The organism is Bradyrhizobium sp. BR 1432 (assembly GCF_051547705.1).
Lineage (GTDB): Bacteria > Pseudomonadota > Alphaproteobacteria > Rhizobiales > Xanthobacteraceae > Bradyrhizobium > Bradyrhizobium zhanjiangense.
On the sequence record NZ_JBPUGF010000002.1, the window covers coordinates 1 to 20,924 of the forward strand.

At 56.6% G+C, this 20,924-nt stretch carries 20 protein-coding genes, 1 tRNA gene and 1 pseudogene; 18 read left to right on the plus strand and 4 right to left on the minus strand.

Features of this window, described 5'->3' with window-relative positions; all coding sequences use genetic code 11:
* Positions 1–995 precede the first annotated feature (995 nt).
* Entirely contained in the window at positions 996–1,277 is a 282-nt protein-coding gene (locus tag ACSKB8_RS00085) for a hypothetical protein (protein WP_438101654.1), read from the plus strand.
* Positions 1,278–1,867: 590 nt separating this feature from the next.
* On the opposite strand, the gene ACSKB8_RS00090 is transcribed toward ACSKB8_RS00085, so the two are convergent.
* Entirely contained in the window at positions 1,868–2,569 is a 702-nt protein-coding gene (locus ACSKB8_RS00090; RefSeq protein ID WP_438101655.1) for a hypothetical protein, read from the minus strand.
* 1,035 nt (positions 2,570–3,604) lie between these two features.
* Here ACSKB8_RS00090 and ACSKB8_RS00095 point away from each other — a divergent pair.
* A complete protein-coding gene (locus ACSKB8_RS00095) occupies positions 3,605–4,690 on the plus strand; it encodes a phospholipase D-like domain-containing protein (RefSeq protein ID WP_438101657.1) in 1,086 nt (361 codons plus the stop codon).
* 242 nt (positions 4,691–4,932) lie between these two features.
* Here the strand turns inward: ACSKB8_RS00095 and ACSKB8_RS00100 are convergent, their stop codons facing one another.
* Positions 4,933–5,253, minus strand: a complete 321-nt coding sequence (locus tag ACSKB8_RS00100) for a hypothetical protein (protein ID WP_438101659.1) — start codon at positions 5,251–5,253, stop codon at positions 4,933–4,935.
* A 221-nt stretch (positions 5,254–5,474) separates the two neighbouring features.
* Here ACSKB8_RS00100 and ACSKB8_RS00105 point away from each other — a divergent pair, with 221 nt between their 5' ends.
* Both ACSKB8_RS00105 and ACSKB8_RS00110 read left to right on the plus strand, forming a co-directional pair.
* Positions 5,475–5,960 (plus strand): hypothetical protein, encoded by a 486-nt coding sequence (locus tag ACSKB8_RS00105; protein ID WP_438101661.1) that lies wholly within the window; start codon positions 5,475–5,477, stop codon positions 5,958–5,960.
* Positions 5,957–6,478 carry an endonuclease/exonuclease/phosphatase family protein gene (locus ACSKB8_RS00110; protein WP_438101662.1) on the plus strand — a complete coding sequence of 174 codons (522 nt, stop codon included), beginning with the start codon at positions 5,957–5,959 and terminating at the stop codon, positions 6,476–6,478. The genes ACSKB8_RS00105 and ACSKB8_RS00110 overlap by 4 nt, the downstream gene beginning before the upstream one ends.
* Before the next feature lie 1,834 nt (positions 6,479–8,312).
* On the opposite strand, the gene ACSKB8_RS00115 is transcribed toward ACSKB8_RS00110, so the two are convergent.
* Together ACSKB8_RS00115 and ACSKB8_RS00120 are read right to left on the minus strand one after the other, a co-directional pair.
* Positions 8,313–8,387, minus strand: a tRNA-Lys gene (locus tag ACSKB8_RS00115).
* A gap of 152 nt (positions 8,388–8,539) precedes the next feature.
* On the minus strand, positions 8,540–8,734 hold the full coding sequence (locus tag ACSKB8_RS00120) for a hypothetical protein (RefSeq protein ID WP_438101664.1): 195 nt from the start codon (positions 8,732–8,734) through the stop codon (positions 8,540–8,542).
* Between the two features lie 1,187 nt (positions 8,735–9,921).
* On the opposite strand from ACSKB8_RS00120, the gene ACSKB8_RS00125 reads away from it, so the two are divergent.
* From ACSKB8_RS00125 to ACSKB8_RS00190, 14 genes and pseudogenes are all read left to right on the plus strand, one after another.
* The gene (locus tag ACSKB8_RS00125; RefSeq protein ID WP_438101666.1) at positions 9,922–10,110 is read left to right on the plus strand and encodes a hypothetical protein; all 189 of its coding nucleotides are present in this window, start codon (positions 9,922–9,924) and stop codon (positions 10,108–10,110) included.
* A gap of 61 nt (positions 10,111–10,171) precedes the next feature.
* The gene (locus ACSKB8_RS00130; RefSeq protein ID WP_438101667.1) at positions 10,172–10,342 is read left to right on the plus strand and encodes a hypothetical protein; all 171 of its coding nucleotides are present in this window, start codon (positions 10,172–10,174) and stop codon (positions 10,340–10,342) included.
* A 695-nt stretch (positions 10,343–11,037) separates the two neighbouring features.
* Positions 11,038–11,553, plus strand: a complete 516-nt coding sequence (locus ACSKB8_RS00135; RefSeq protein ID WP_438101669.1) for a LysR family transcriptional regulator — start codon at positions 11,038–11,040, stop codon at positions 11,551–11,553.
* 1,354 nt (positions 11,554–12,907) lie between these two features.
* A complete protein-coding gene (locus ACSKB8_RS00140) occupies positions 12,908–13,207 on the plus strand; it encodes a hypothetical protein (protein WP_438101670.1) in 300 nt (99 codons plus the stop codon).
* Positions 13,208–13,210: 3 nt separating this feature from the next.
* On the plus strand, positions 13,211–13,375 hold the full coding sequence (locus ACSKB8_RS00145; RefSeq protein WP_438101672.1) for an EamA family transporter: 165 nt from the start codon (positions 13,211–13,213) through the stop codon (positions 13,373–13,375).
* A 98-nt stretch (positions 13,376–13,473) separates the two neighbouring features.
* A complete protein-coding gene (locus tag ACSKB8_RS00150; RefSeq protein ID WP_438101674.1) occupies positions 13,474–14,721 on the plus strand; it encodes an aspartate aminotransferase family protein in 1,248 nt (415 codons plus the stop codon).
* A gap of 41 nt (positions 14,722–14,762) precedes the next feature.
* Entirely contained in the window at positions 14,763–15,464 is a 702-nt protein-coding gene (locus ACSKB8_RS00155; protein ID WP_438101683.1) for an AMP-binding protein, read from the plus strand.
* A pseudogene (locus tag ACSKB8_RS00160) lies at positions 15,377–15,739 on the plus strand (AMP-binding protein); the annotation flags it as partial. The gene ACSKB8_RS00155 and the pseudogene ACSKB8_RS00160, both read left to right, overlap by 88 nt.
* Positions 15,740–15,942: 203 nt before the next feature.
* Positions 15,943–16,236, plus strand: coding sequence for an AMP-binding enzyme (locus ACSKB8_RS00165; protein ID WP_438101675.1), 294 nt, complete (start codon positions 15,943–15,945; stop codon positions 16,234–16,236).
* 39 nt (positions 16,237–16,275) lie between these two features.
* Positions 16,276–16,659, plus strand: a complete 384-nt coding sequence (locus ACSKB8_RS00170; protein ID WP_438101677.1) for an acyl carrier protein — start codon at positions 16,276–16,278, stop codon at positions 16,657–16,659.
* 489 nt (positions 16,660–17,148) lie between these two features.
* Complete coding sequence (locus tag ACSKB8_RS00175) at positions 17,149–17,694, plus strand: hypothetical protein (RefSeq protein WP_438101685.1); 546 nt, start codon at positions 17,149–17,151, stop codon at positions 17,692–17,694.
* A gap of 186 nt (positions 17,695–17,880) precedes the next feature.
* Positions 17,881–18,288 (plus strand): GNAT family N-acetyltransferase, encoded by a 408-nt coding sequence (locus ACSKB8_RS00180; protein WP_438101686.1) that lies wholly within the window; start codon positions 17,881–17,883, stop codon positions 18,286–18,288.
* Positions 18,279–19,484 carry a Coenzyme F420 hydrogenase/dehydrogenase, beta subunit C-terminal domain gene (locus ACSKB8_RS00185; RefSeq protein ID WP_438101679.1) on the plus strand — a complete coding sequence of 402 codons (1,206 nt, stop codon included), beginning with the start codon at positions 18,279–18,281 and terminating at the stop codon, positions 19,482–19,484. Before ACSKB8_RS00180 ends, ACSKB8_RS00185 begins: the two co-directional genes overlap by 10 nt.
* 12 nt (positions 19,485–19,496) lie before the next feature.
* Entirely contained in the window at positions 19,497–20,843 is a 1,347-nt protein-coding gene (locus ACSKB8_RS00190; protein ID WP_438101681.1) for a 3-phosphoshikimate 1-carboxyvinyltransferase, read from the plus strand.
* The last annotated feature ends 81 nt before the right edge of the window (positions 20,844–20,924 follow it).

Below are 20,924 nucleotides of genomic sequence, written 5' to 3' on the forward strand. Positions count from 1 at the left end.
CTGCCATCGATGTCGTCCCTGAGCGCGTGTCTGGTTGCGGCTTTGAACAAGATAGTCCTGCCGTCGGCCTCAAATAAGGGCAATGGCGAGCAGCCTGGAGCAAAGTAGCACAAGGCCGGTCGCAGTCAGTCCCAGGAAGCCACCGGAGACAAGATCATGATTGCGCATGAATGCCCTCGATTTCACGGCGGAGTAGAAATCAGCAATCGCTGCCTAGCTGGCCGTTCGTCGACTCAACACGTAAATTATTATTTGTATCTGATGAACGATTCCCGCTGTCATCAGGAAAGAATGCGCGTTTCCAGCGCAATTAGCGGATGCTTCGCAGTCTTGCGGCGAAAACCAATAAGGCTAAGCTAGAGAACTCTAGCCGGCAATTGAAAAGGTGCTCGCTGCGTGACCGGCGACCGTGATTTAGTGGCTCCGATGAGATTTGGAGATGGTGCGCGTGGAGGCGACAGTCGAACGGGCATTCGAAGCAGTTGCATCTGGAAAGGTTTACAAAGAAGAGCAGGAGATTTTTAACGTTGTCTACCGTCAAGCCGCAAGTTGGCCGGACTCTGAACGTTCGGTCGGGCGATAATTGTACCGACGTTCGCTTCCCACTTCTCCATCGCGTCTCGCACGTCCGGCAGGTAGGTCCGAAGATCGTAGGTCTCTTCCATATCACTGCGAGATGGGACGTGGTTGACCAAGCGCTGGGCGATGTCTGGCCGAACACCGAGCCGGCCCAGTCCGCTGCGGAACGTTCTGCGGAGGTCGTACAGCGTCCGAGGCGCGATGTTGGCGAGCTTATCAAGCTCGCGTTTGCATTTGGACCAACCACTAAAGGCCGCTCGACCGAGGTGCGAGAAGGGGAAGAGGAGGGCGCTGCCCGCGGCGGTCGTCCGACATGATTTGCGCGGAGATGAGTGCTGCCGCCATCTGTTCGACCGGGAAGGTGTGTCTCTAGGTGCTTCTTGGTGAGCGAGCCGGGCAGCGTGACCGTCTGCTGATTGTGGGAGAAGAACGAGATCGAGGAGCGCCGCGATCTCGCCGCGCCGCTGACCGGTGAGGAGAATAAGCTTCACGATCGCGCCGAAGGGGCTGCCGACCTGGCTGGCCGCAACCCAAACGGCCCGCAGTTCGTCATCGTTCAACACGCGTTTGCGGCGCTTCGCCTTGCCTTGCTTGAACGACTGGAGCGAATTGGCGGCGAGGGACTGCTGGTCGATTGCCCAAAGAACGTCTTGAGGTACACGGCTGCGTGCTTCTGTCCCGCGATGGCGTATCGCTGAGCCGCGCCAGCTTTGCCGAGATATCCTGTTTGGTAATATCGCAAAGCTTGGTGTTCTCGGAATTCATGCAACACGCTTCGGGATTTCCCGCTCGATCAATCGCAAGAAACCGGTGCTCCCAGCCCCGCCAACTGCCGATTCTTTGGATACGCAGCGACGGCGCGCTGGAAGGGGCGCCGTACGCCTTCTGGACCCAGTTTCGCAGGTGTTGCGCTACAAACGGCCCATTTCTAAGCCAGGCGATGGATTGCGTACGAACGGCTCGACTTCTCGAACTACCACGGATCGCCGAGGAAATCTGCTGTGCTCGCTTCCGGAAGACGCATACGCCAATATATCACCGGCGCGCCCACCGTGTGTTCAACGATCTCTAATACTCAGCTTAAGCGGCATATCTCTCGAGCTGAACCGGAAGTCCCCTCGACTACCTGCGGTTCATTCTGAGCGTTCCGATCTTCATCGGCTCAGCCGCAAGTGCGAAGGTGAGATTCTGTTGGGATTTCCTCTGATGTCCGCGAATTGCCTTGATGATTGATGCGTGGTCCGTGGTGAAGAGTAGCTTCTCATCGAGGCAGGCCTCGACTGCTGGTTTAGGCCGCTTTTCCGATATAAGGCCCAGCATCAGGATAGGGCGGATGGTGGGCTTTGACATTGATGCTGGACGTTGTGGCTCGCGCCTCGCCCATCACGGGATCGGTTTCCCAATACTTGTCCGCATCGAAGAAAACCATCGGAGTGACTTCATCGAGCGTCTTTGCATAGTAGTTCCGTTCCACGTCCTGATAGATTTCCCGCATGGTTCCGCCACCGCCGCGGCCATACACGATGCCGGCTCGCGAGTTGTTGACGAGGGCTTCCTCACGCAAGCTATTTTGAAAGTATTTCGCATAGTGCGTTGCGAACGGCATAGTAGGCTCCGCGCCGTAAAGCCAGGTCGGGATGGCCAGGCTGACGGGGAGGATTTCCGGCGCTTTGGCCCGCACCTCGAGCGCCGTCTTCAGCCACTTGCGTGCATCGTCGATCGCGCCAAGCTTTTCGTCCTTGATGGTCCATGTGTCCGTGAAGAGTTCGTCGAGAATGGGCGCTTTCGGTACGGCGCTTATCAGTCCGATAGCCTCGTCAAGCGGCCCAACACTGTCGAAAGACGAAAACGCAACGCCCAAATGGGCCGCCTCCATCACGCCAGGACCGCCACCCGTGACCAGGAGAAAATGCTCTCGGGCGATGTCGCGCGCGAGATAGGCGATTGCCTTGTAGGCCGAGTGGTCGCGCGGAAGGCTGTGCCCTCCCATAATTCCCACAAGGGGCCGTTGAACTGTTTTCAGAAAAATGCGCAGCGCATGTGCGACAGCGGCATCATGCTCGGCTTGCGCGGCCCGGACGGCGAGCGAAGCGGGGAACGGCCCGCCATTGGCTGCGAACTCGCGGTAGATGGCAAAATCCCGAGAGAGTGTGAAGCCGATCGGGTCCCACGGGTTGAAAACCTCCGAGCAAATCTTGAGCAGTATACAGTGAGCTAGGCACAGTGACGCTCATCGCAAAATCTCCAATGTGCAATATGACAAAAGTATACGGCGCGGAACGTACGAACGGGCATTATACACGGCGTGCACGTATTGCGCGAGGGGCATATTCGTGCATGACGCTGCCCTAGGCGGGGGAGCGGTCGTGGTTACGGCGGTGACGGTCAAAGCTTATGCAAGCCCGAGCTGCGTGCTTCTGAGCCTTCGACTGGAAGGATGGCGCAGAACATAAGGATTTCCTTGGGTTCACCATCCAGCGCAATCCGGGCTACGGGCGCGACGGAAAGCCGCAGTATTTATTCAATAAACTCGACTTCGTCCCTCTGGCGGAGGACGCCCGCCCGAAGGGAAGTGACGAAGCGCCCATTCAGAAGTTCAACTGGTGGGACGGCGGAGTCAATATCGAGGATCAGGGCAAAACCTTCGAGTATTCTGTCATCCCTGTCCTTGGCACGGGCCCGGACGATTTGAAACTCCAGCACAACGCTGCTGGTAAGAGGTTGGTTACGGTGCCGAGACCGCTTGAGGGGAAGATTGCGACCTACTTTAACCGCGCTGTCGTGAGCGCGCAGAGTTTTGCCAAGCAGAGGAACAAGCCGCTTGACAAGCAGATGGATTGGTTGGCCAACGGCTTACAAAACGCCGTTCCCCAAATCCTGAACCAAAGCCGACGCGTTTGAATGCGCCATTTATCATCTGTCGGACAACCGGTGGATCGTTCCGGCGTTCGAGGCTTTCAAGGGACGTGGCTCGATTATCTATTTTGACAAGGCCGACGACACGAAGTCGCGCGCGGCAGCGCATTTGATAGCGGAGCAGCGGCCCAATATTTCGATCCACAAGCGCGATGCGATTTCTAAGCTGATGCACGACAAGTTCATCATTTCGTACCGGAAGAAGCGTGAGCAAGCCGTGCTGATAGGCGCGACTAACTTTACGCCCGAAGCTCAAACGGTGCAGGCCAACCTTCTTCATATCATCCATTCGCGCGAGCTCGCCGCCCTTTACGCCGAACGCGCGAACCTTCTCGCCAAGAATGTCGGCAAGAAAGATATGGACGCCCCGGACTGGAATGAGGTGACGGACGTCGACGGCACGGAGATGCGGGTCTTCTTCTTGCCCGAGCCGGGAGAAAGCCGGAAGTTTCTCGATACGGTGACGGCTGCTGTCAAGAAGGCCAAATCATCCATCTTGTTCTGGATGCAGACGGCCTCCGACAAGGAACTCATGGAGGCGATCTTCGCTAAGGGAGACTCGTCCAAGCATCTCATCTACGGGTTGCTCAACAGCATCGATGACCCCGATAAGCCGACCAAGAAGGGCGAGAAGCGCAAGCTTCCCGAGATTGCCGCGACCATCTTCCACCGCTCGCAAACCAACCCGGACACGCTTCCCTATACAGCTTTCGGCGCGAACGCGCCGCGAGGGTTCCTGCCCGAACTGAAGACGATCGATACGACGCCCTATGACGTGTCGGCGGTTAAAGGAAAAACAAAGCCCGCAAAGAAAGCCGCCAAGAAAAAATCGAGCGGCCCGCCACCCATTCATGTGCACCACAAATTTATTGTGATTGACGGTGATACAGAGGCGCCAACTATCTACACAGGTTCGCCCAACTTCAGCAAGTCATCGGAAAATTCAAACGACGAAAACGTACTCGAGATCAAGGGCAATACTCGGCTCAGTCAAGCGTATGTCGCCGAACTCATGCGTCTCTACAGTCATTACCGTGCCCGCGCGATTTGGAACAAGACGCACGAGAAGAAGAAAAAACCTAAGGCCGGTTCAGAGACCGATCCGCTCGTGCTCAAGCGAACGCGGGACGAATGGGTAAAGGATGCCTACAAGAGCGGCACGAAGGCCTCGCTTGCGAGGGAGCGCTTCCTTTAGCGCCCAGGAGGGAAATATCAGTTTGTTTGTTCGACGTTGCCGTACTTTTGCTGTTCACCTGTTCGATGGATGGTCGTTGCGTTGGGCCATCCAACCCTGATTGAAAGTATGTGATTGCAGCCATGGCCCAAGCCAAACGATCGTCTACCCTTCTCCGGCTTTCTAAGCGCTCTACGGTGATCGCCGTTGCGGCGTGGACTGTCGCCGGTGCCGCGATCGCCGAGCTGGAAAGTCTACGAGTTTCAGACTGAGCAAGCCCGCCTCCTCAGTGAATCGCGTGTAACAAGCAGGCTGAGACCGCAGCGGAACGCGATGAAGCGCGAAACCAGGCGGCGCTTACCCGAAGGATCGAGGCGCAAAAGCCGTTCTTGCAGAGAAAGCTCGATCTGTTTTTCGAGACCATTCAGCAGGCCCAGCGCCTGACCGAGTGGGAGCTCGACCCGAAGGGTGAAACGTGGAAGCAACCGACCAAGCGATTTTGGGAATTGCGTTGGGGCAAGTTGGAGATGGTAGGCGATGTCGGCGTCCGCGATGCCGCGGGTCTCGTCGGCCAGGCAGATCACCGCAGACGGAAGAATTCCCGAGCCGCGACAGGCATGACCTTTGTTGGGCGGTGGAATGCTTAGCCGATGAGCTTCGCTTTGCGATCGAGCACGCGTGGGGCATCGATACGAAGGCCACGCGCGAAAGCGTCCTGCGCGGGGAGGGAGCCATAGGCAAGCTTCCCAATGGCTGGGTGGCAGGAACCAAGATCCCATCCGCCCGGCTGGCATGCAGCAGGCGAATGGAAACCTTCATCCAGTTCGATCATTCCAATCCGAGTAAGTGCCTGTCTGCCAGCAACCCTCTGGAGCATTGCATGAGTATCCGTCGATTTGTCCTGCTAGCCCTCGTCTTCCTGTTTGGAACAGCGCAAGCTGTGCAGGGGCGGGATGTCAAGATCGCGACGTCGAATCTGCGGTGGCACTTGAGCCAGGCCGAAGCAAAGGATTGGATCCGCGATTGCGGCCAACCGTTCGCGCTCAATCCCGCGAGCGGCCTGTTCGAACCGTCGACTGCCGGGGCGACCAAGCCGCGCTCGGAGCTCAAGTGGGGGGCGCAACGCCAAGATCAAATGGGACATCGCCGTGAAGCCCCATGCGACGTCGACCAAGCCAACTTCAAGATGCGTGCCGGTAACCGAAGCTGCCCATCAGAAGCGCGCTCAGCAACTCCAGAAGCTTTATCGGGACGAACCTTGATCCGGATATTATCACGTTTCAGGAAGTGAGCGGCGCCACCGCTGTGCGCGAAGTTCTGCCCAACAACGGTGCTGATTACGAGATCTGCTCGTTCGATAACTTCAAGGTCCAGCGGCTCGCGATAGCCTGGAAGCGGAGCCTAGGGACGGGCTCCGACTGTGCCGTCGCTGCTACCTTGTCGATTCCGGACCTCGCTGTGACGGATCAGGTACGCCCGGGGTTATCGCTGACGCTTCAGATCGATGGCAAGCGCCTGCGTGTCATGACGGTGCACCTCAAGTCATCTTGCGTTAGTCCGCTCGAAAACCGCGGCAAGCTCGATGGCGGCGGCGACGCATGCCCGATCCTCCAGCGGCAAGTGCGTCCGCTCGAGGATTGGCTGGAGACCAGCTCCGCAGGTATGCCGGTCATTCTGATGGGCGATTTCAACCGCAATCTTTCGCATAGAGAAACTCCATCACAAAATCCGCCGTGCGCTCCGATGGGAGCGATCCTGCTTCTTCCCTATCCACGGGCGTCCTCGTTCGCAGCCTGTACAGCGAGGTAAATGATGGTGCTCCCGCTTCCAGTGCTCTTGCACACCTGGAGCCTGAATGCCCCGTCAACGCTGTCGCAAAGCAACTCTGCGAGCGTTCCAAGCGGGAGCTGTTCGATCAGGACGCCCTCAAGCCTTTGACGCGCGCGGATAGCCTCGGGTGCCGTAATCCGATCGGGTTGGACCAGATGCTCGTCAGCACAAGCCTTTCGGTCCCTGAGCCTGCCATCAAGGTTGCGATCGGCCGCTTCGGGGAACGCGCCCGGCCGGCCAAGGCCATCCCGATCCGTTGCTGGCGATCTCGGACCATTGTCCTTCGATTGCTACCCTGCGCTTCTAGCGAGACAGTGATGCCCCCACCCAATCGTCTCCGCAACCGAGGCAAAGTTCGACGATGCTTTTTTTGCGCGATCTCCTGAGAGGCACTCCCAATTCGCCTGGGCAGTTTCGGGGCCTGCGTGCCGGATGGAAGACTGGTACGTGTCGACGGACGAGGACATCACCGCAGCGGTCCTCAAAGCGCAGCTTCGTGCGACCCATGCTGAACGGTCGAAACAGTTTCGGAGGGATTCGGCGAGTTACATCCTGATGCATGCCGGCGCGAATCAAGCCGCTCTCGTTCTGCACGCAGGCGATTGCCTAGTCGGCCTTCAGGCGCCGGCGGGTCCGATGTGTTGGCTGGTCCAACCGCACACGCTCGCCAACGCAGTGACGCCGACCACGATCGGCGACCTGGCGAACGATAGCGCTCGTCATCGCCTCACGCGAAGCTTCCGCTCGCGAGAATTCGTCGAGCCAGCCTTCTGCTCGATCGCTAGACGACACGCCGCTGCTCGTGGCGACCGATGGGTTCTGGGCCGAGCTGGATGACGGCCAACAGAGTGCTTTGATCGGTGGTCGCATCACGGAGCACGCCGGAGAGCGAGACGACCACAGTGTACCCCAGATCACAAGCATAGGCGGAGACGAATTGACCAAGGTTGCAGGGACCGAGCTCCGCGCAGGATCTACATAAAAAGAGCATGTGGAACCACTGTCATGATCGGTGACGAGATCCGGCGTGACTTTCGACACACGCATGATCTCGTCCCGCTCTTCGCGCAGTTCGCGTGATATCAACGGCAGGCGAAGAGGGCGTAAATGTCTTAGGCTTCCCGCCACGTTGCTACGTCAAGTTCATCGCAGCTCATGCGTGCAAGCTTTATCACCCTGGGAAATGCGGAGATCACAATTCAGAACAGTCCCGCACTCGCGCGTACCGCTCTCCAAATGGGCTATGTGTAAGGGGGATAACTTGCGCCGGCTACTCGCATCGGTGTGTGGTTCAACGTTAGGAGTAGTTTGCGGCCAGGTCCTTGTTCATGTCGAGGCGAGGTAGTGTCACCATCCCGTAATTGTTGCCATCAAGGACGGCGGGATTGATCGCTATCGCTCCACCATTGCCATCGAAGTTGGAGGCCGAGGGTCATCAGGTGACGATCCACCTCGACACCTTGGAAGTAGCATTCCATATATAGAACTACCTGAAGGTAAGTGCTGGTGTCGCCTTCAAGACGCAACGCTGCTTGGTTTGTCGCAGCGACATTCTGAAGTGCGGAGGCGAGGCAACGAGACGGAATTCTCCGTCCTGTTTGGGATACATCGATCGTCAGGACTGCAAGCGAAACATCGTAGGCGCGGGTCTACCGATGTTTTGTTGAAGACGTTGCGAAAGATCACTGATTTGATCAGGAGCGTGAAGGGCTTCGCTTAGAAGCGCAAGACTTTGTCTAGTCGCTCGATTTCCCGCTTGCCACTTGTCTTCCGAAAGCGTTCGACAACCCTGCTTTCGATGCCTCCAGAGAGGTGACCGGGATAGGATTCTGAACCTATGACCCTGCTGATTAAGCGTCAGCTGCTCTACCAACCGAGCTACCCGCCCGCGATTTGCGTATTCGATCGGAGGACAGTATTCAACCCCTGCTAGAACAACATTTTGCTGACGATCACGTGAATTCGGCATAACGATCGACGACGGCGCTTCAGCGCCTGTTCACTCTTTGCGTCATGCGAATGAAATCTTGATCTTGCGATCTATGGTGCCGGCAGTTGTCTGCTTCTATCAAATTGATCGAGTGCGTCGATCTTTTTCTTAGCGAAGACAGCCTGATCGAGGCCGCGCAGAGAAGAAAACGCCTCGTCAGCAGAATTCGACAGCGGCCGCAGTTCTGTCCTGCTGTCCTTCTGAATCTGTTGCGCGAGGCGCGCCAGGACAACGCCCAGCCCCATCTCCTTGAACTGCAGGTGACATTCTCATTCGGCGCGCGAGCTCGTACGCAACGGACACAACCAGGCCGCAGAATGTAGATGTGACCACTGAAGCCGTCTCGCGCAACCGCCCACCGATAACAGACGATCCCCTCCGATCGGTGCTGCGAGACTAGAATTGCGCTTACAATCGGATGTGCGTTCTGTTCGCGTCTGCGCAGCATTGCTGCCAGAGTATGCCGCTGAGTGCAGAAAATCGGACCGCAGGCCTCCGGCAGACGCTTCACCCACCTTCTGTTCCATGGCATGACTGCTTCCGCCAGGTGCCATTTAGGATACTGGATCTGCGCCGCCAGCGACTGCGTAAGCAAAGCCAAGCCCTCCGGATCCGACTCGGCGCGACGAGTTGATCTGTCCTTCAATATTCGTGATGCGATAGCAAAGGACCATGCTGTTCACCGTCTTCGGCTTTCCATTCGATCATCGTGACAGGCCGATCGAACCAACAAAACAGGACGTTCCGGGTATTTTAGTACAGATGTGAAATCAAGGAATTGCTATTTGGAAAGGAAATTGGTCCGCCGACAGGCGTCGCAAGAGACGCCTACGTCTCGGAATTTGCGAAATGGGATCCTTGGCGGCTCCCGCAATTTTCTTGTTCTTGGCTACGCCGTGCAACCATGGACGAGTGCAGACGAATCAATGGATTTCCCGTACGTGACCGCCTAAGAACCGATATCGGGCTGCCCGAAGATCACGCGAAATTAGCCTCAGATCGGATGGAGGAAATGAGGCGAAAGCATATCATGTGGCCTTAGCGCTGCGCAGATGCGCGGTCCCGACGCGATTTCTGTTTGCCGTCGAGCAATTCGAAAAAGGGCGCGGCTGAGCGATGATCTATTCGAGGCCAGCCCAAGTAGACTGTCGGCGATCGGCTTGTTTCAACACCCGTTTCATAATGCGATTCGGAAGAAGGTCCCGTACGGGATTACAAGATGTCAGACGACCTCGTTGAGGTTTTGCGCAAGGCGCACCGTCGTCGTTCAGCTGACTTGGGACTTTGGCTCAATCGGTACTTGCAGAAGTTTGGTCAAGGCGAAGGGGAGCAGGCCTCGAATTGTCGCCGTAAACTGACATCGCCAATTGCACCGCCACGGCGTCGCGCCTTCTAAGATTTGATTCCTTTATCCCGCGCTGGAGACCATTGGATGAACGAGGATTTGGCCGCCCTTGCAAGAGGCTCCTCACTACGGCGTAGCGAAGCCCAAAGTGATATCGAAAACCTAAAGCTGATCGTGCTCTTCGCGGCATTCGGATTATTGCTGTCGCTGGTCGCCATAATCTGCTGGCCGGAGCTGGGCTTTGAGATAGCTCAGTCAATCTGGTTTCTGGATTAGGGCGTGCGTGTCCTCATAACGCAAACGGGACACCGCGGATCAGAGTGCGTGGAGTGCCGCTGTGCTCGAACTGAATTTGAGTTGCTCGCTCTCGGGTCCTTCGATCGTCTCGACTTCAAATGCGACGGGCAGCATCGAGGAATTCCTGAGCTTTGATGGTCGGTCGCGTGCCGCCATTAGTGCGCTCGAAGAGCGTGCTGCTTGTTCGAGATTGCGCACGATTGAGCGTTGACCGTTTGATCCTGAGCGTCTCTGCCGCTTGGCGGAGGCTTCGATGTTGGGACGTGGTGATCGCCTCAGCGTAGATCGCGAAATTCCACAGGCCCGGAGACAGGCCGCGGTCAGTGCGAGAAAGCTGTCAGAGACAGGAGATTGTGCCGAAGAGCAGTGGTCTGAACTTGGCTTGACGAGAAAACATCCCGCCACCGCCGCGAGCACCTTCTGCTACAGGACTCGCACCCTAGTCTTAGACATAAGACACCGATTAGAGGAAGCGCCAAGAATGTGGTGCCTGCACTGTCTCTACTTACATAGACCTACCATTGCGCTCATGTTGTGCGTTTTTTTTGTGAATTCGCAGCATTGCTGCATTGCATCGGCTATTGCGCGGAAAAGCTACTAAAGATTTGTCGCAAGCGATCTCGTCACACTCCAAGCGCATAGCACGAAAGCGTGGATTGTCTATGCAGGCCGAGATTGCAAGATCTGCTGGACTTGCGGCGTCATATCGACGTCTTTGACAACGCATAGTGATTGAAGAAAATCGGCACACGACTCGGCGCGCTCCGAACAAACTGAAAAGGAGATCATGTTGCGTTGCGGGGTGTGGCGCGGTAGCATAAAAACAGGAATACGATCTAAGGTAAGAGCTGAAGCAGCGGACTAGCGTACGGAATGACGCGGAAGAATCTCCCATCGTGCCAGTCAATGCAGGCCTTCGAAGCCGCCGCCCGCCACTTGAGCTTTACGAGAGCTGCTGACGAGCTGCACCTTACGCAAGCGGCAATAAGTCATCAGGTGAAGATGCTGGAGAAACGGCTTCGCGTGCAGCTCTTCTCGCGAAACGCTCGCACTGTAGCGTTAACGGCTACGGGGAACTCTCTCTACCAACCGATCCGAAGTCTGTTGTCCCAAATGGAGCATATGGTCGATACCGTTCACGGATTGGCGGAGGATGAATTAGTAGTCTACGCACCTCCGTGCATAGGCGCGAAATGGCTCATGCCACGCATTAAGGAGTTTAGCCGGCGACACTCGAACATCCACCTGCGTTTGAACATAGGCGCTGGTCCGCCGGAAATGACGGGTAAAGTAAGAAGCGTATCGATCGCAATTGGTACCGGCAAACGCGATAACAACACGCGGCAGGAATTTCTGGAGAACAACTCCATATTTCCGGTAATGCAGCCGAATCTGCTTCCACAGAAGGCCTGCGGCGTGTGAGCGATTTGAAGAGATTTGAACTATTGGAGGTGTCAGCCAGCGCCCACGGCCAAGCAAGCCGGTCTGATTGGCTATCGTGGCTTTCAATGTGCGGAGAAGAGACGCGGCTTCGGAAGCTGGACACTCCGTTTCGGAGACAGCTTGTTGGCAATTCAAGCGGCCTGTTGCAGGATCAGGAATTGCTCTCGCACGAGGCTGGGTTGCGGAGCCGGATCTGCTTTCAGGCTCATTGGTGAAGCCTCTCAACATGGAAGTTAGCGCGGACGACGCATACTATTTGATCTGTCCCAGAGACTTGGATAACTGCGAGCAAGTTGTCCGCTTTCGTGAATGGCGATCTGAGGCTGTTGGCTCTCCAACCTCCGCTCGGAATTCTTCTCGTCCAAGTCGACAGAACGCTCGTTGTCATAGCGGGATATTCTGGCGCAGACGCCGCCACACCGGACAATTTAGAAAGCCTCAGTACACTTTGTACCGAGAGCAATCGATCGCGGTTGAACGGATTTCCCCTCCGCTTGCAGAGACTCGCGTGAGCTCTTCGTCGGGCGGACCACTGCGGCGAACACACATCAAACGATGTCTTCTCTCTTCTGCGAGGAGCCTGCCTTTGGCCTCGTTCGCTGGAACTCTGCTTCAATCATTCTGTGGACGTTCCAGGGCAGTGATCCCGGGAAAATTGCCATCAGCTCAAATTGAGCAGGGCACAGCCGGCTCCGCCCTGCATAAGTTTTTTTGTTGGGTTGAACGAAAACATTTTGGGCAAGTAGAGAAGCGTGAGGCGTGCAATCGCAGGTTTTGCGTGTTAAGGCTCAATCCTCCTCGTAGCGTCAGACGTGCGCTGCAAAGAGTAATATGCGTGATGCTCTTCAGTTGAGAATGATGATCAGCCTCTCTTTGAAACACCGGTTCGCACCAGACCTCCCCGCTCGTCGAAATCTTGTCGGTGCAGCTTTCGGCGTTGTCGGGATCGCCTGCATTTCGGTTCGGCCTGTGCTCGTGAAGCTCGCTTACGTAGAGCTCCAAGATCCGATCACGAATTCTCGCAATGCGTATGGCCTATTGTTGGCCGATTGCGTCAATACTTCTGCTTGTTTTCGGGCGGACAGATGCCGCGATCGGACAGCACTGCTCTGACGATGAGGGAGAAGATCGCTCCTGCTCCTGATGGGCGTCTCCGGATTTTATGTGTCGAGCTACCTGGATTTCTGGAGTCTGGAGTTTCTGTCGGCAGGAACCAGCCGGCTGATAACCTACAGCTATCCAAGTTTTGTGATGGTATTTTCAATTCCTGATCCTGAAGCGGTGGCCAACGGTCTCCGAGGTTGGAGCGCTTGTCATCACTTATGCCGGCCTCTTGGCGCTTCTGATCGGCGGTGCATCGATTTCCGGATCGGAGATGGTTCGAGGCGCAGGCTTGGCCTGGTTTAGTGCGGCTACCTATGCGCTCTATCTCGTGCTGAACAGCAGTGTGGGGCATCGTGTCGGCTCGCTTCGGACAGCGTCGTTTGTGATTTTGGTTGGCTCGACCGCATGCATTCTTCAATTTGCGCTCACGAGGGACGTTACGGCCCTGCTCGTGTCCTGGCGCGTCTACGCGCTAACCGCAGGGATGGCCCTGATCACGACAATTATACCGGTGTATCTCGTCGACTAGGCAATGACGCGGATCGGCGCCAATCGGATGGCCTTGATTGGGGCCCTAGGGCCGGTCCTTTCGGTAGGTATGGGCGTGGCTTTCCTGGGTGACCGGCTCGGCCTCGCGCAGGGGTTCGGCGCGCTGATGATTCTAGCGGGGGTCGGTTGGGTTACGGCGCTCCGGTGATGCGGGAGCACGCGCCATCGGCCGTCTCGCAATGCTGCTGGTAAGTGCGGATGGCCAAATCGATTTCCGACCTCTCCTATCCTTAAAGCGGTGGCGTTATGTACTGTGAAGCAAGATCGATCTCTGTCAGGCGGCAGAATAGCAGGTCGCCGTCTGTTGTTCGCGGCAGTGGCTGTTACCTGTATGATTCCGAAGGCAAGGCCTACCTGGATATGTCGGGCGGCAGCGGCGCCGCAAATCTCGGGTATGGGCGCCAGGAAATCATTCAGGCAATCCAGCGGCAATCTGAACTTCTGATCCATACGGGTTGGAACATCGACAACCCCCATCGCCACTCTTTGGTCGAAAGGCTGGCTCGCCTGGTTCCTTTCGAGCGCGCTTCAGTTATGGGCGCCGTGACTGGTGCCGAAGGTATCGAGGTTGCGCTGAAGATCGCGCGCGCTAAGACGGGCCGCAGTTCCGTTCTCTATTTCAGCAACGCGTTCCACGGTAAAACGCAAGGCGCGCTGGCCGTATCGTCGAACAAGCTCTTTCGAAAGCATGTTTCGGCAGATGCGGTGGACTATCCCAGTGTTTCCCTTGAGAGTTGCTACGCCGACCTCGATGAGGATTTGTCGGGTTGGTCGAGCTCATTCCGTACATACCTGGACGCGCTGAAGGCGCGGCGCCAACTGCCTGCGGCGATCATCGTCGAACCTATCCAGGCGGCCGAAGGCATTCATGCGTTGCCTTTCTGGACCCTTGAAACGATCCTCCAACTCGGAATTGAGTACGGCGTTATAACGATCTTCGATGAGATTTACACAGGATTTGGCCGCACCGGCAGTCCGTTTGTTAGCCGCCCAGGAATGCTGCCGGATCTGTTGGTCGTCGGTAAAGCGCTTGGAAACGGCCTGCCAATTTCAGCGATCATCGGCGATCCGCAACTCGTAGATCTACTGACTTACTCTGAGCATTCATCGACATTTACATTCATGCCGTTGGCGTGCGCGGTGGCATGTACGGTGGCTGACCTCTATCTTTCAGAGCGCCCGTGGGAGAACGCCGACAGAATCGGCGGTTATCTCCGCAGTCGCCTCAAGCAGTTGGCGCAAGAAGACCCTCGTATCACGTTGGTCCGCGGTCGTGGCCTTATGCTCGCGTGCGACGTGAATGACCGGGAAGGTGCTCAACAGTCTGTCCCGATTAGCGTGCGTCTTCGCGAGAAGCTGGAAGAACTTGGGGTGATCGTAAGAACGGGCGGGCAACGCGCCTCCACCGTCAAAATGACTCCTCCCCTCACAATCACAAAGGCCGAAATCGACAAGTTTGTCTCGTCTCTCAGCCACGCATTGTCTTCCGTTTGACTTACGCGGGTCCAGCAGGGGAGAGTTAGCCTTGTTCGAATATTTTAAACGCTCGCGCCCAAGACAACGAGGCCGTCGCGGTTATCGATGCTCGAGGCATATATAGCTTCAAACAAGTGCGCGGCTACGTAGCAGCTACGGCTGAGAGAATGAACGCCGCCGGTCGAGGCGATGACGTCGTCGTTGTGTATGGTTCGCACGGATTACATATTTATGTCGGCGTTCTGGCTGCGCTCTCCAGCGGGTCGCGGGTTCTGTTTGTAGACCAGGCCACGCCGATCGGCGCCGTTGACCACATCATAAGAGCTTTGGACGCATCGCTCCTGGTTAACTGCAGTGGCTCCGCACAGCCGGCGGCAGTAGCCGGAGTTGCTGTCATCGATATTGCGCAGGACATGTTTCACCGCGACATAGCGCGAGGTGTAGGGCCTTACCCTCCTCTAAAATTGAGTTGCTCAGATTACGCAATCCTTACCAGCGGAACAACAGGAGAGCCTAAAGTCATTCTGCAGACAATACGCATCGCTCGATGCGCACATCACGAACTACGCTGGTTACCTTGGCGTACAGCCAGGCGACCGCGTCCTCCAGCTCGCGTCCGCCGGGTGGGATGCCGGTTTAATGGATATTTTCGTGAGATCTCCAGCAGGGCGGTACCTTGTGTACGATCAGCCCCAGGCAACATGAATTCGACGAGGTCAAGCAATTTATCGAGACGCACAATATCGACACGCTCCACATGACGGTGCCGTACTTCAGGCGTTTGTACGCTGACAAGGATGGCGGCTATGCCAACGCCAAGAAACTGGTTTTGGGAGGTGAGTTAATCTATGCAAGCGACATTGCGCGTTTCAATGCCGCATTTGCCCCATCATCCATGTTGTACAACGCCTATGGACCGACCGAATGCACAACCGCTTTGTATGCGCGGCATCAGCATGGCACATTCGCGATGGAGGACAGCTGGCCGCTCGCACATTCCGTTGAGCGAAGTCTCGGTATCTCTCCTGAAGGATGACCAGCAGGTAACAGCGCCGCGTGTAGTCGGAGAACTGGTTGTCCAGTCGGACTTGATAGCAAGGCGGTTTGACCCCTCGTCGCGAACAACCATCGAGATCACCACGACCAATCCCGCCATGGACGGGGAATACTATTCGACCGGTGATTTGGCCTATTATGATGACGACGGGCACATCGTAATCACCGGACGAAGGGACTCTGGTGATTAAAGTTAGTGGTCAGAAAGTGAGCTTGCACGAAGTTGAAGCCACAGTACGTGCCCTGGACGGCGTTAAGGATGCGTGCGTGCTCGCCCTTGATGAGGGTGAAGAGAAGCAGGTGCTCGCGGCGGTCGTGCCTGTGTCCGGGCTGATGAACAGCATTGAGTTGCGCCGGCAGCTTTCCGGGCAACTGCCTGGACATAAAGTGCCAAAGCATTTCCTGATGCTGCCGGCGCTGCCATTGAATAAGAACAACAAGCTGGACCGCGCTGCGATCTTGGAAGCCTTGAGTTGAGAGCGGCCTCTGCCGTCATCGGCCGAAAATTCGACCCCATTGGAACAGGAGACCGCGCGGGTTCTTGGTGGTGCGGTGGTTGAGCCCAGCCTTAGCTTCCTGGAGAATGGCGGCGACTCTTTGCGAGCGTTGCAACTGATCACCGCGTTGAGACGCCGGGGCCTCCAACTTGGCCTCGAACAGCTGCTCTCGGACACCCCAATCCGAGAGCTGACATGGTCGAGAAGCGATGACACGGGCGTTACGGGGGCGAGGAAGGAAATGGGAAATTGGATCCTCCCCACTCGCCGATTTCTCGCAACGCGTGGGATTCCCGATCTCCGATCAGTGGTGCCAGACCTGTGTGCTCGATTGCACGGCGTCCGTTGGCGTCGAAAAGCTTGTGGCTGTCGTTCGGGCCGTACTCGTCAGACATACCAATGAATGGGCCGGGCCTCATTGGCAAGTCGACGTCGCGGCTGGAACCCCGACCATCGAAGCCGCCGTCGCGGCTAACGAAGCGCGAATCTCGCTGGCGAACGGGAAAGCCATTTCAGTCACTGTGGTGCAACGGGAGCTCTCGTCACAAATCATCATCTCCTGTCATCAATTCTATGTTGACCGCTATTCATGGATCCTGCTGCTGTCGGAATTGGCGGACGGAACGCATGGCGACGTAGAGGATATACACAACTGGTCGACTGCGCCGCAGTATTCGGCCTGGGTTGCACACTATCAGGATGCACTCGAGCTTGCCCGCGCATCTGAGTTTTGGCGGTCCCTTCCCTGGGACCGCTGCGAGAAAAGCTTAGTGGGACCGAATAGCCCGTTTCCGCCAAAGGATAGAGTCAAACGGAAGACGATCCAGCTTGGCTCTCTCCAAGTCGCCTTCTGCGGCAGGGAGCGTCGCGGCTCGCGCGCACCAGCAATCTGCTGCTCGCCGCCATTTCGACAGCCTTCGCTACGCTCAGCGGCAACGAGTACCAGAAGCTTCATATTCTCGACTCCGGCAGAGAAGTGGACGGGGCAAGGGTCGAGACACACGGCACATTTGGCTGGTTCACGATTATCTTCCCATTGGTAATGCGCGTGCATCGCGACGATTTGCCTGGAGCGGTCGAGGAGGTCGCAGACTATTTGGCGCGTGTAAAGCCAATAGCGCATACCTTCGGCAATGAGTTCTTTGGACGGGAGACGACGCGGCGGGCGGTCGGCATCTATGATTGCGACGTAAGTTATAATTTTCTGGGCGACATCGAGATGTCGGCCAGCGGTGACTGGACCGTAAATGAATTCTCGATGAAGACACTGCATGGTGCCCCCAGCCATCACCTGGAGCTTACCGGTTATTTGTCTCGCGACAATCTTGTCGTGAGCATTGACTACGACGACGCCATCTATGGCGATGAGTTTGTCGAATTGCTGCAAGCGGCAATTGCGCGAGCGCTAGAGTCAACGAAGCAACCGGTCGAGTTGTAGACGCCCACGATTCAGCTTCGATTTGCCGGGCTCAATTTTCCGAAAGGTCTTCACATGCGCGACGTCAGGGCCGATCAACCAGACTGCAGGAGGACGACATGACCGTACCAGCTATACGGATCAGGCCCGCAACCGAATTCGGACGTCGATTTAATATTCTGGGTACACCGGAATTCCGTCGAGACCCTGTGTCGCCAGGAATACTCGGCGGCGCAGCTTGCGATGTGGCTCGATGGTCGGGACCCAAGCATCTACCTCGATGCCATCCAAAAAGAATTGATCTGGGTCGCTGAGGGCAATCGCATCGTCGGCTTCGTGGAAATCGATGGCTTTGAGGTCACCAAACTTTTTGTGGCTGAAGACGGATCCTTTCGTGGTGTCGGAAAGCAACTCTTGCAAGCGGCCCTAAAACGGATCGCAGCATCCGGGGCGACGAAGGCCTATCTCGAAGCCACTCTTACGGCGGTGAAGTTCTATGAGAAATACGGCTTCCGCGCCGTGGGGCAAGGCGTGTTTACAAGAGGCAACAGCGCTGTACAGCTCGAAATCGTAAAGATGGAACTCGACCTCGAAGGGAGGGGTTCTTGTCAGTAGCAAAGCTCCTTGAAGAGGTATTGGCTGTCGAGCTATGTACCGGTTGCGGTGCGTGTGGGTTGGTATGCCCCCACAATCTCATTCAATTCGATCAGGATAGTGTCCGGCCGAAACTCGACTTCGACACCGCCATATGCGCCGACTGCAATCACTGTCATGCGGTGTGTCCTGGGCTAGATCCCGAAACGGATACATCCGAAATACACATCTATGGCCGCCATCGAACGGCGGATGAACGCTGGTTGGGCATTTTCACCGCTTTCTTTGGAGCGCATTCGTCGTCGGAGGAGATTCGGCGCGTCTCCTCGAGCGGCGGGGCCGTCACGACTCTTCTGCTGGCGTCCAAGGCACGGCTTGACGTGCGGCACATTTTGACAATGGGCCGGGATCCAGCGGAGGGATGGCGTGCCAGTCCGGTTGTGTCGGACGCGGAAGATGCGGTTATCGCGAACTCGCAATCAACGTATCAGCTGGCGCCGTATCTCAATGCGCTTCGCGAAACATATGACCGTGTTCCAAATGAAAACATCGCCGTGGTAGGTCTAGCGTGCCATGTGCAGGCTATTCGCAAACTGCAACGGCAAGAAACCGCGATCGGCCGTTGGGCGAAGCAACGTGTTGTGCTGATCATCGAAACGGCATGCTCGTCAAATACGTTGCCCGCCGGGACATCCAGCATCATCTCCGATGTTCTTCTTGGAGATCCACAGCGGACCCTAAACGTAAAATATCGTGAGGGCGCCTATCCCGGTAAATTCCAAGCGACGGACGTCGATCAAGAAAAACGCTCGGTGGAGTTTTGGCAGATCCTTAACAAGCTCAAGGAGAACAAGACCCATCGCTGCCTTTCGTGCGGAGATTGGATGAGCGGCTTGGCCGACGTCAGCGTTTGCGACGGAGATCCCAACATATTCGGCGCAAGCCTAAACGGCAACACAGTCGCCAAACACGCGCGGGTCCTCGTCCGGACAAAGAGAGGCTCCGAGATCTTCGAATACGCAGCGGATGCCGGACTGCTCGATCGATGGCCGATCGATCTGGCCGGCTTCAACCTTGGGCTTGAGCGCAAGAAGAATCTGGAGACGTCACTACGAACAGATGAATCGTCCGATCCCGTCTGGGCCAAGTGCTGGCGAAAGGTATGTGCTTGCGGAGTTACGCACGGACGAAGAGCTGATCAACCCCGACACCTATAGGAGCCCCAGGTCGTGATCAGCTATCCGGATGTGGAGGTTGGTGGAGTTATCAACAACAGCCGGACCTCTTGGCTCCGCGTGAATGAATGCCTTCCTTCGGATAAGTCAATCAGTCATCGGCTGTTGCTGTTTGCAGCCCTGTCCGACAAGCCTGTCCAGATCGACCATCTAAATATGGGAGCGGCCGTGCGGCTGCTCGTGGAGGCATTGGACCATCTGGGCATCGATATTGAACACAATCAGGAAGCTCGGAAGACTATTGTGCGCGGCAGCTTGTGGGATCTTCCTAAGACGGGCGTTCCCACCGTCCAGCTCGGGCCTTCCAGCGCGGCAGCCCGGTTGTTGATTGGTGCCCTCGTGGGTTTGGGTAGGAATTGCATTATTGATGGAGATGAGACGCTCAGAAAGAGGCCATTTGATTGGATCGTGGATCCCTTGATGCAAATGGGAGGTCAGTTGGAGTACCTCGGCGAGCGCGGCTCCCTGCCGATACGCGTGTTCGCCGGCGATTTTAAAGGCGGCGAGGTGCGGACGCGCATTGGAAGCGCACAGGCCGTATCCGCACTGATGTTCGCCGGAATTGCTGGGCGCCGCCGCGTCGTAATCGAATACCCAGTGCTCGCTAGAAATCATACCCAGATTATGGCTGCCAGTTTTGGGGACGCAGTCAATGAGGCAGACAATCGCGTGAGCTATGTGCCCCAACATTTCCTGATGCCGGGGCAAGCTAAGGTACCTAAAGATCCGTCCGCCATCGCTTACATCGCTGCGCTTTTCTGGCTGATCAATCGGACTAATCCGGAGGCCGTGTTTGAGATAAGGGACGTCTGTCTCAATCGTACCCGGCTGGGCTTCTTCGAATGGATGGCCAGGTGCGGCTTTAACCTCGAAATTCAACAGGCTGGCATGGCGTGCGGAGAGCCAATTGGGACCCTGCAGCTACGCGGCGGAGGCATATTGCGGGCAGTTGATCTCGATAACAAAGAGACCTTCCATGCCATGATCGACGAGATTCCGCTGGCGTCCGCCATATGCCGCCTGCTTCCCGGCGAGGCGACCTTCCGTGATCTTTTCGAGCTTACGTTCAAAGAGACAGACCGCATTGCGGCGACACACGAAATGTTGTCACAGCTCGGACTCCGAGTGGACGTTAATGGCTTTGATATTCGTATGCGGGGACAACAAAGTGTTAAGCCACAGGCCAACGTCCCATCGTTCGGCGATCATCGGCTATCCATGACTGCGCAGGTGATACTCTTGGCGCACCAGCTAAGTGCGCGCGTGGTCGGCGGAGCCTGCTTTCGGACCTCATTTCCGGACTTTGGCAAGTGCATGGACACCCTGGTGGCCGCGACATGAGCGTGTTGAAGCGATATACGATCGTCGCTGAGAGGTGCTGCGAGGAGGTTCACTGGGTAGTCAGTTAACCTTCACGATGGC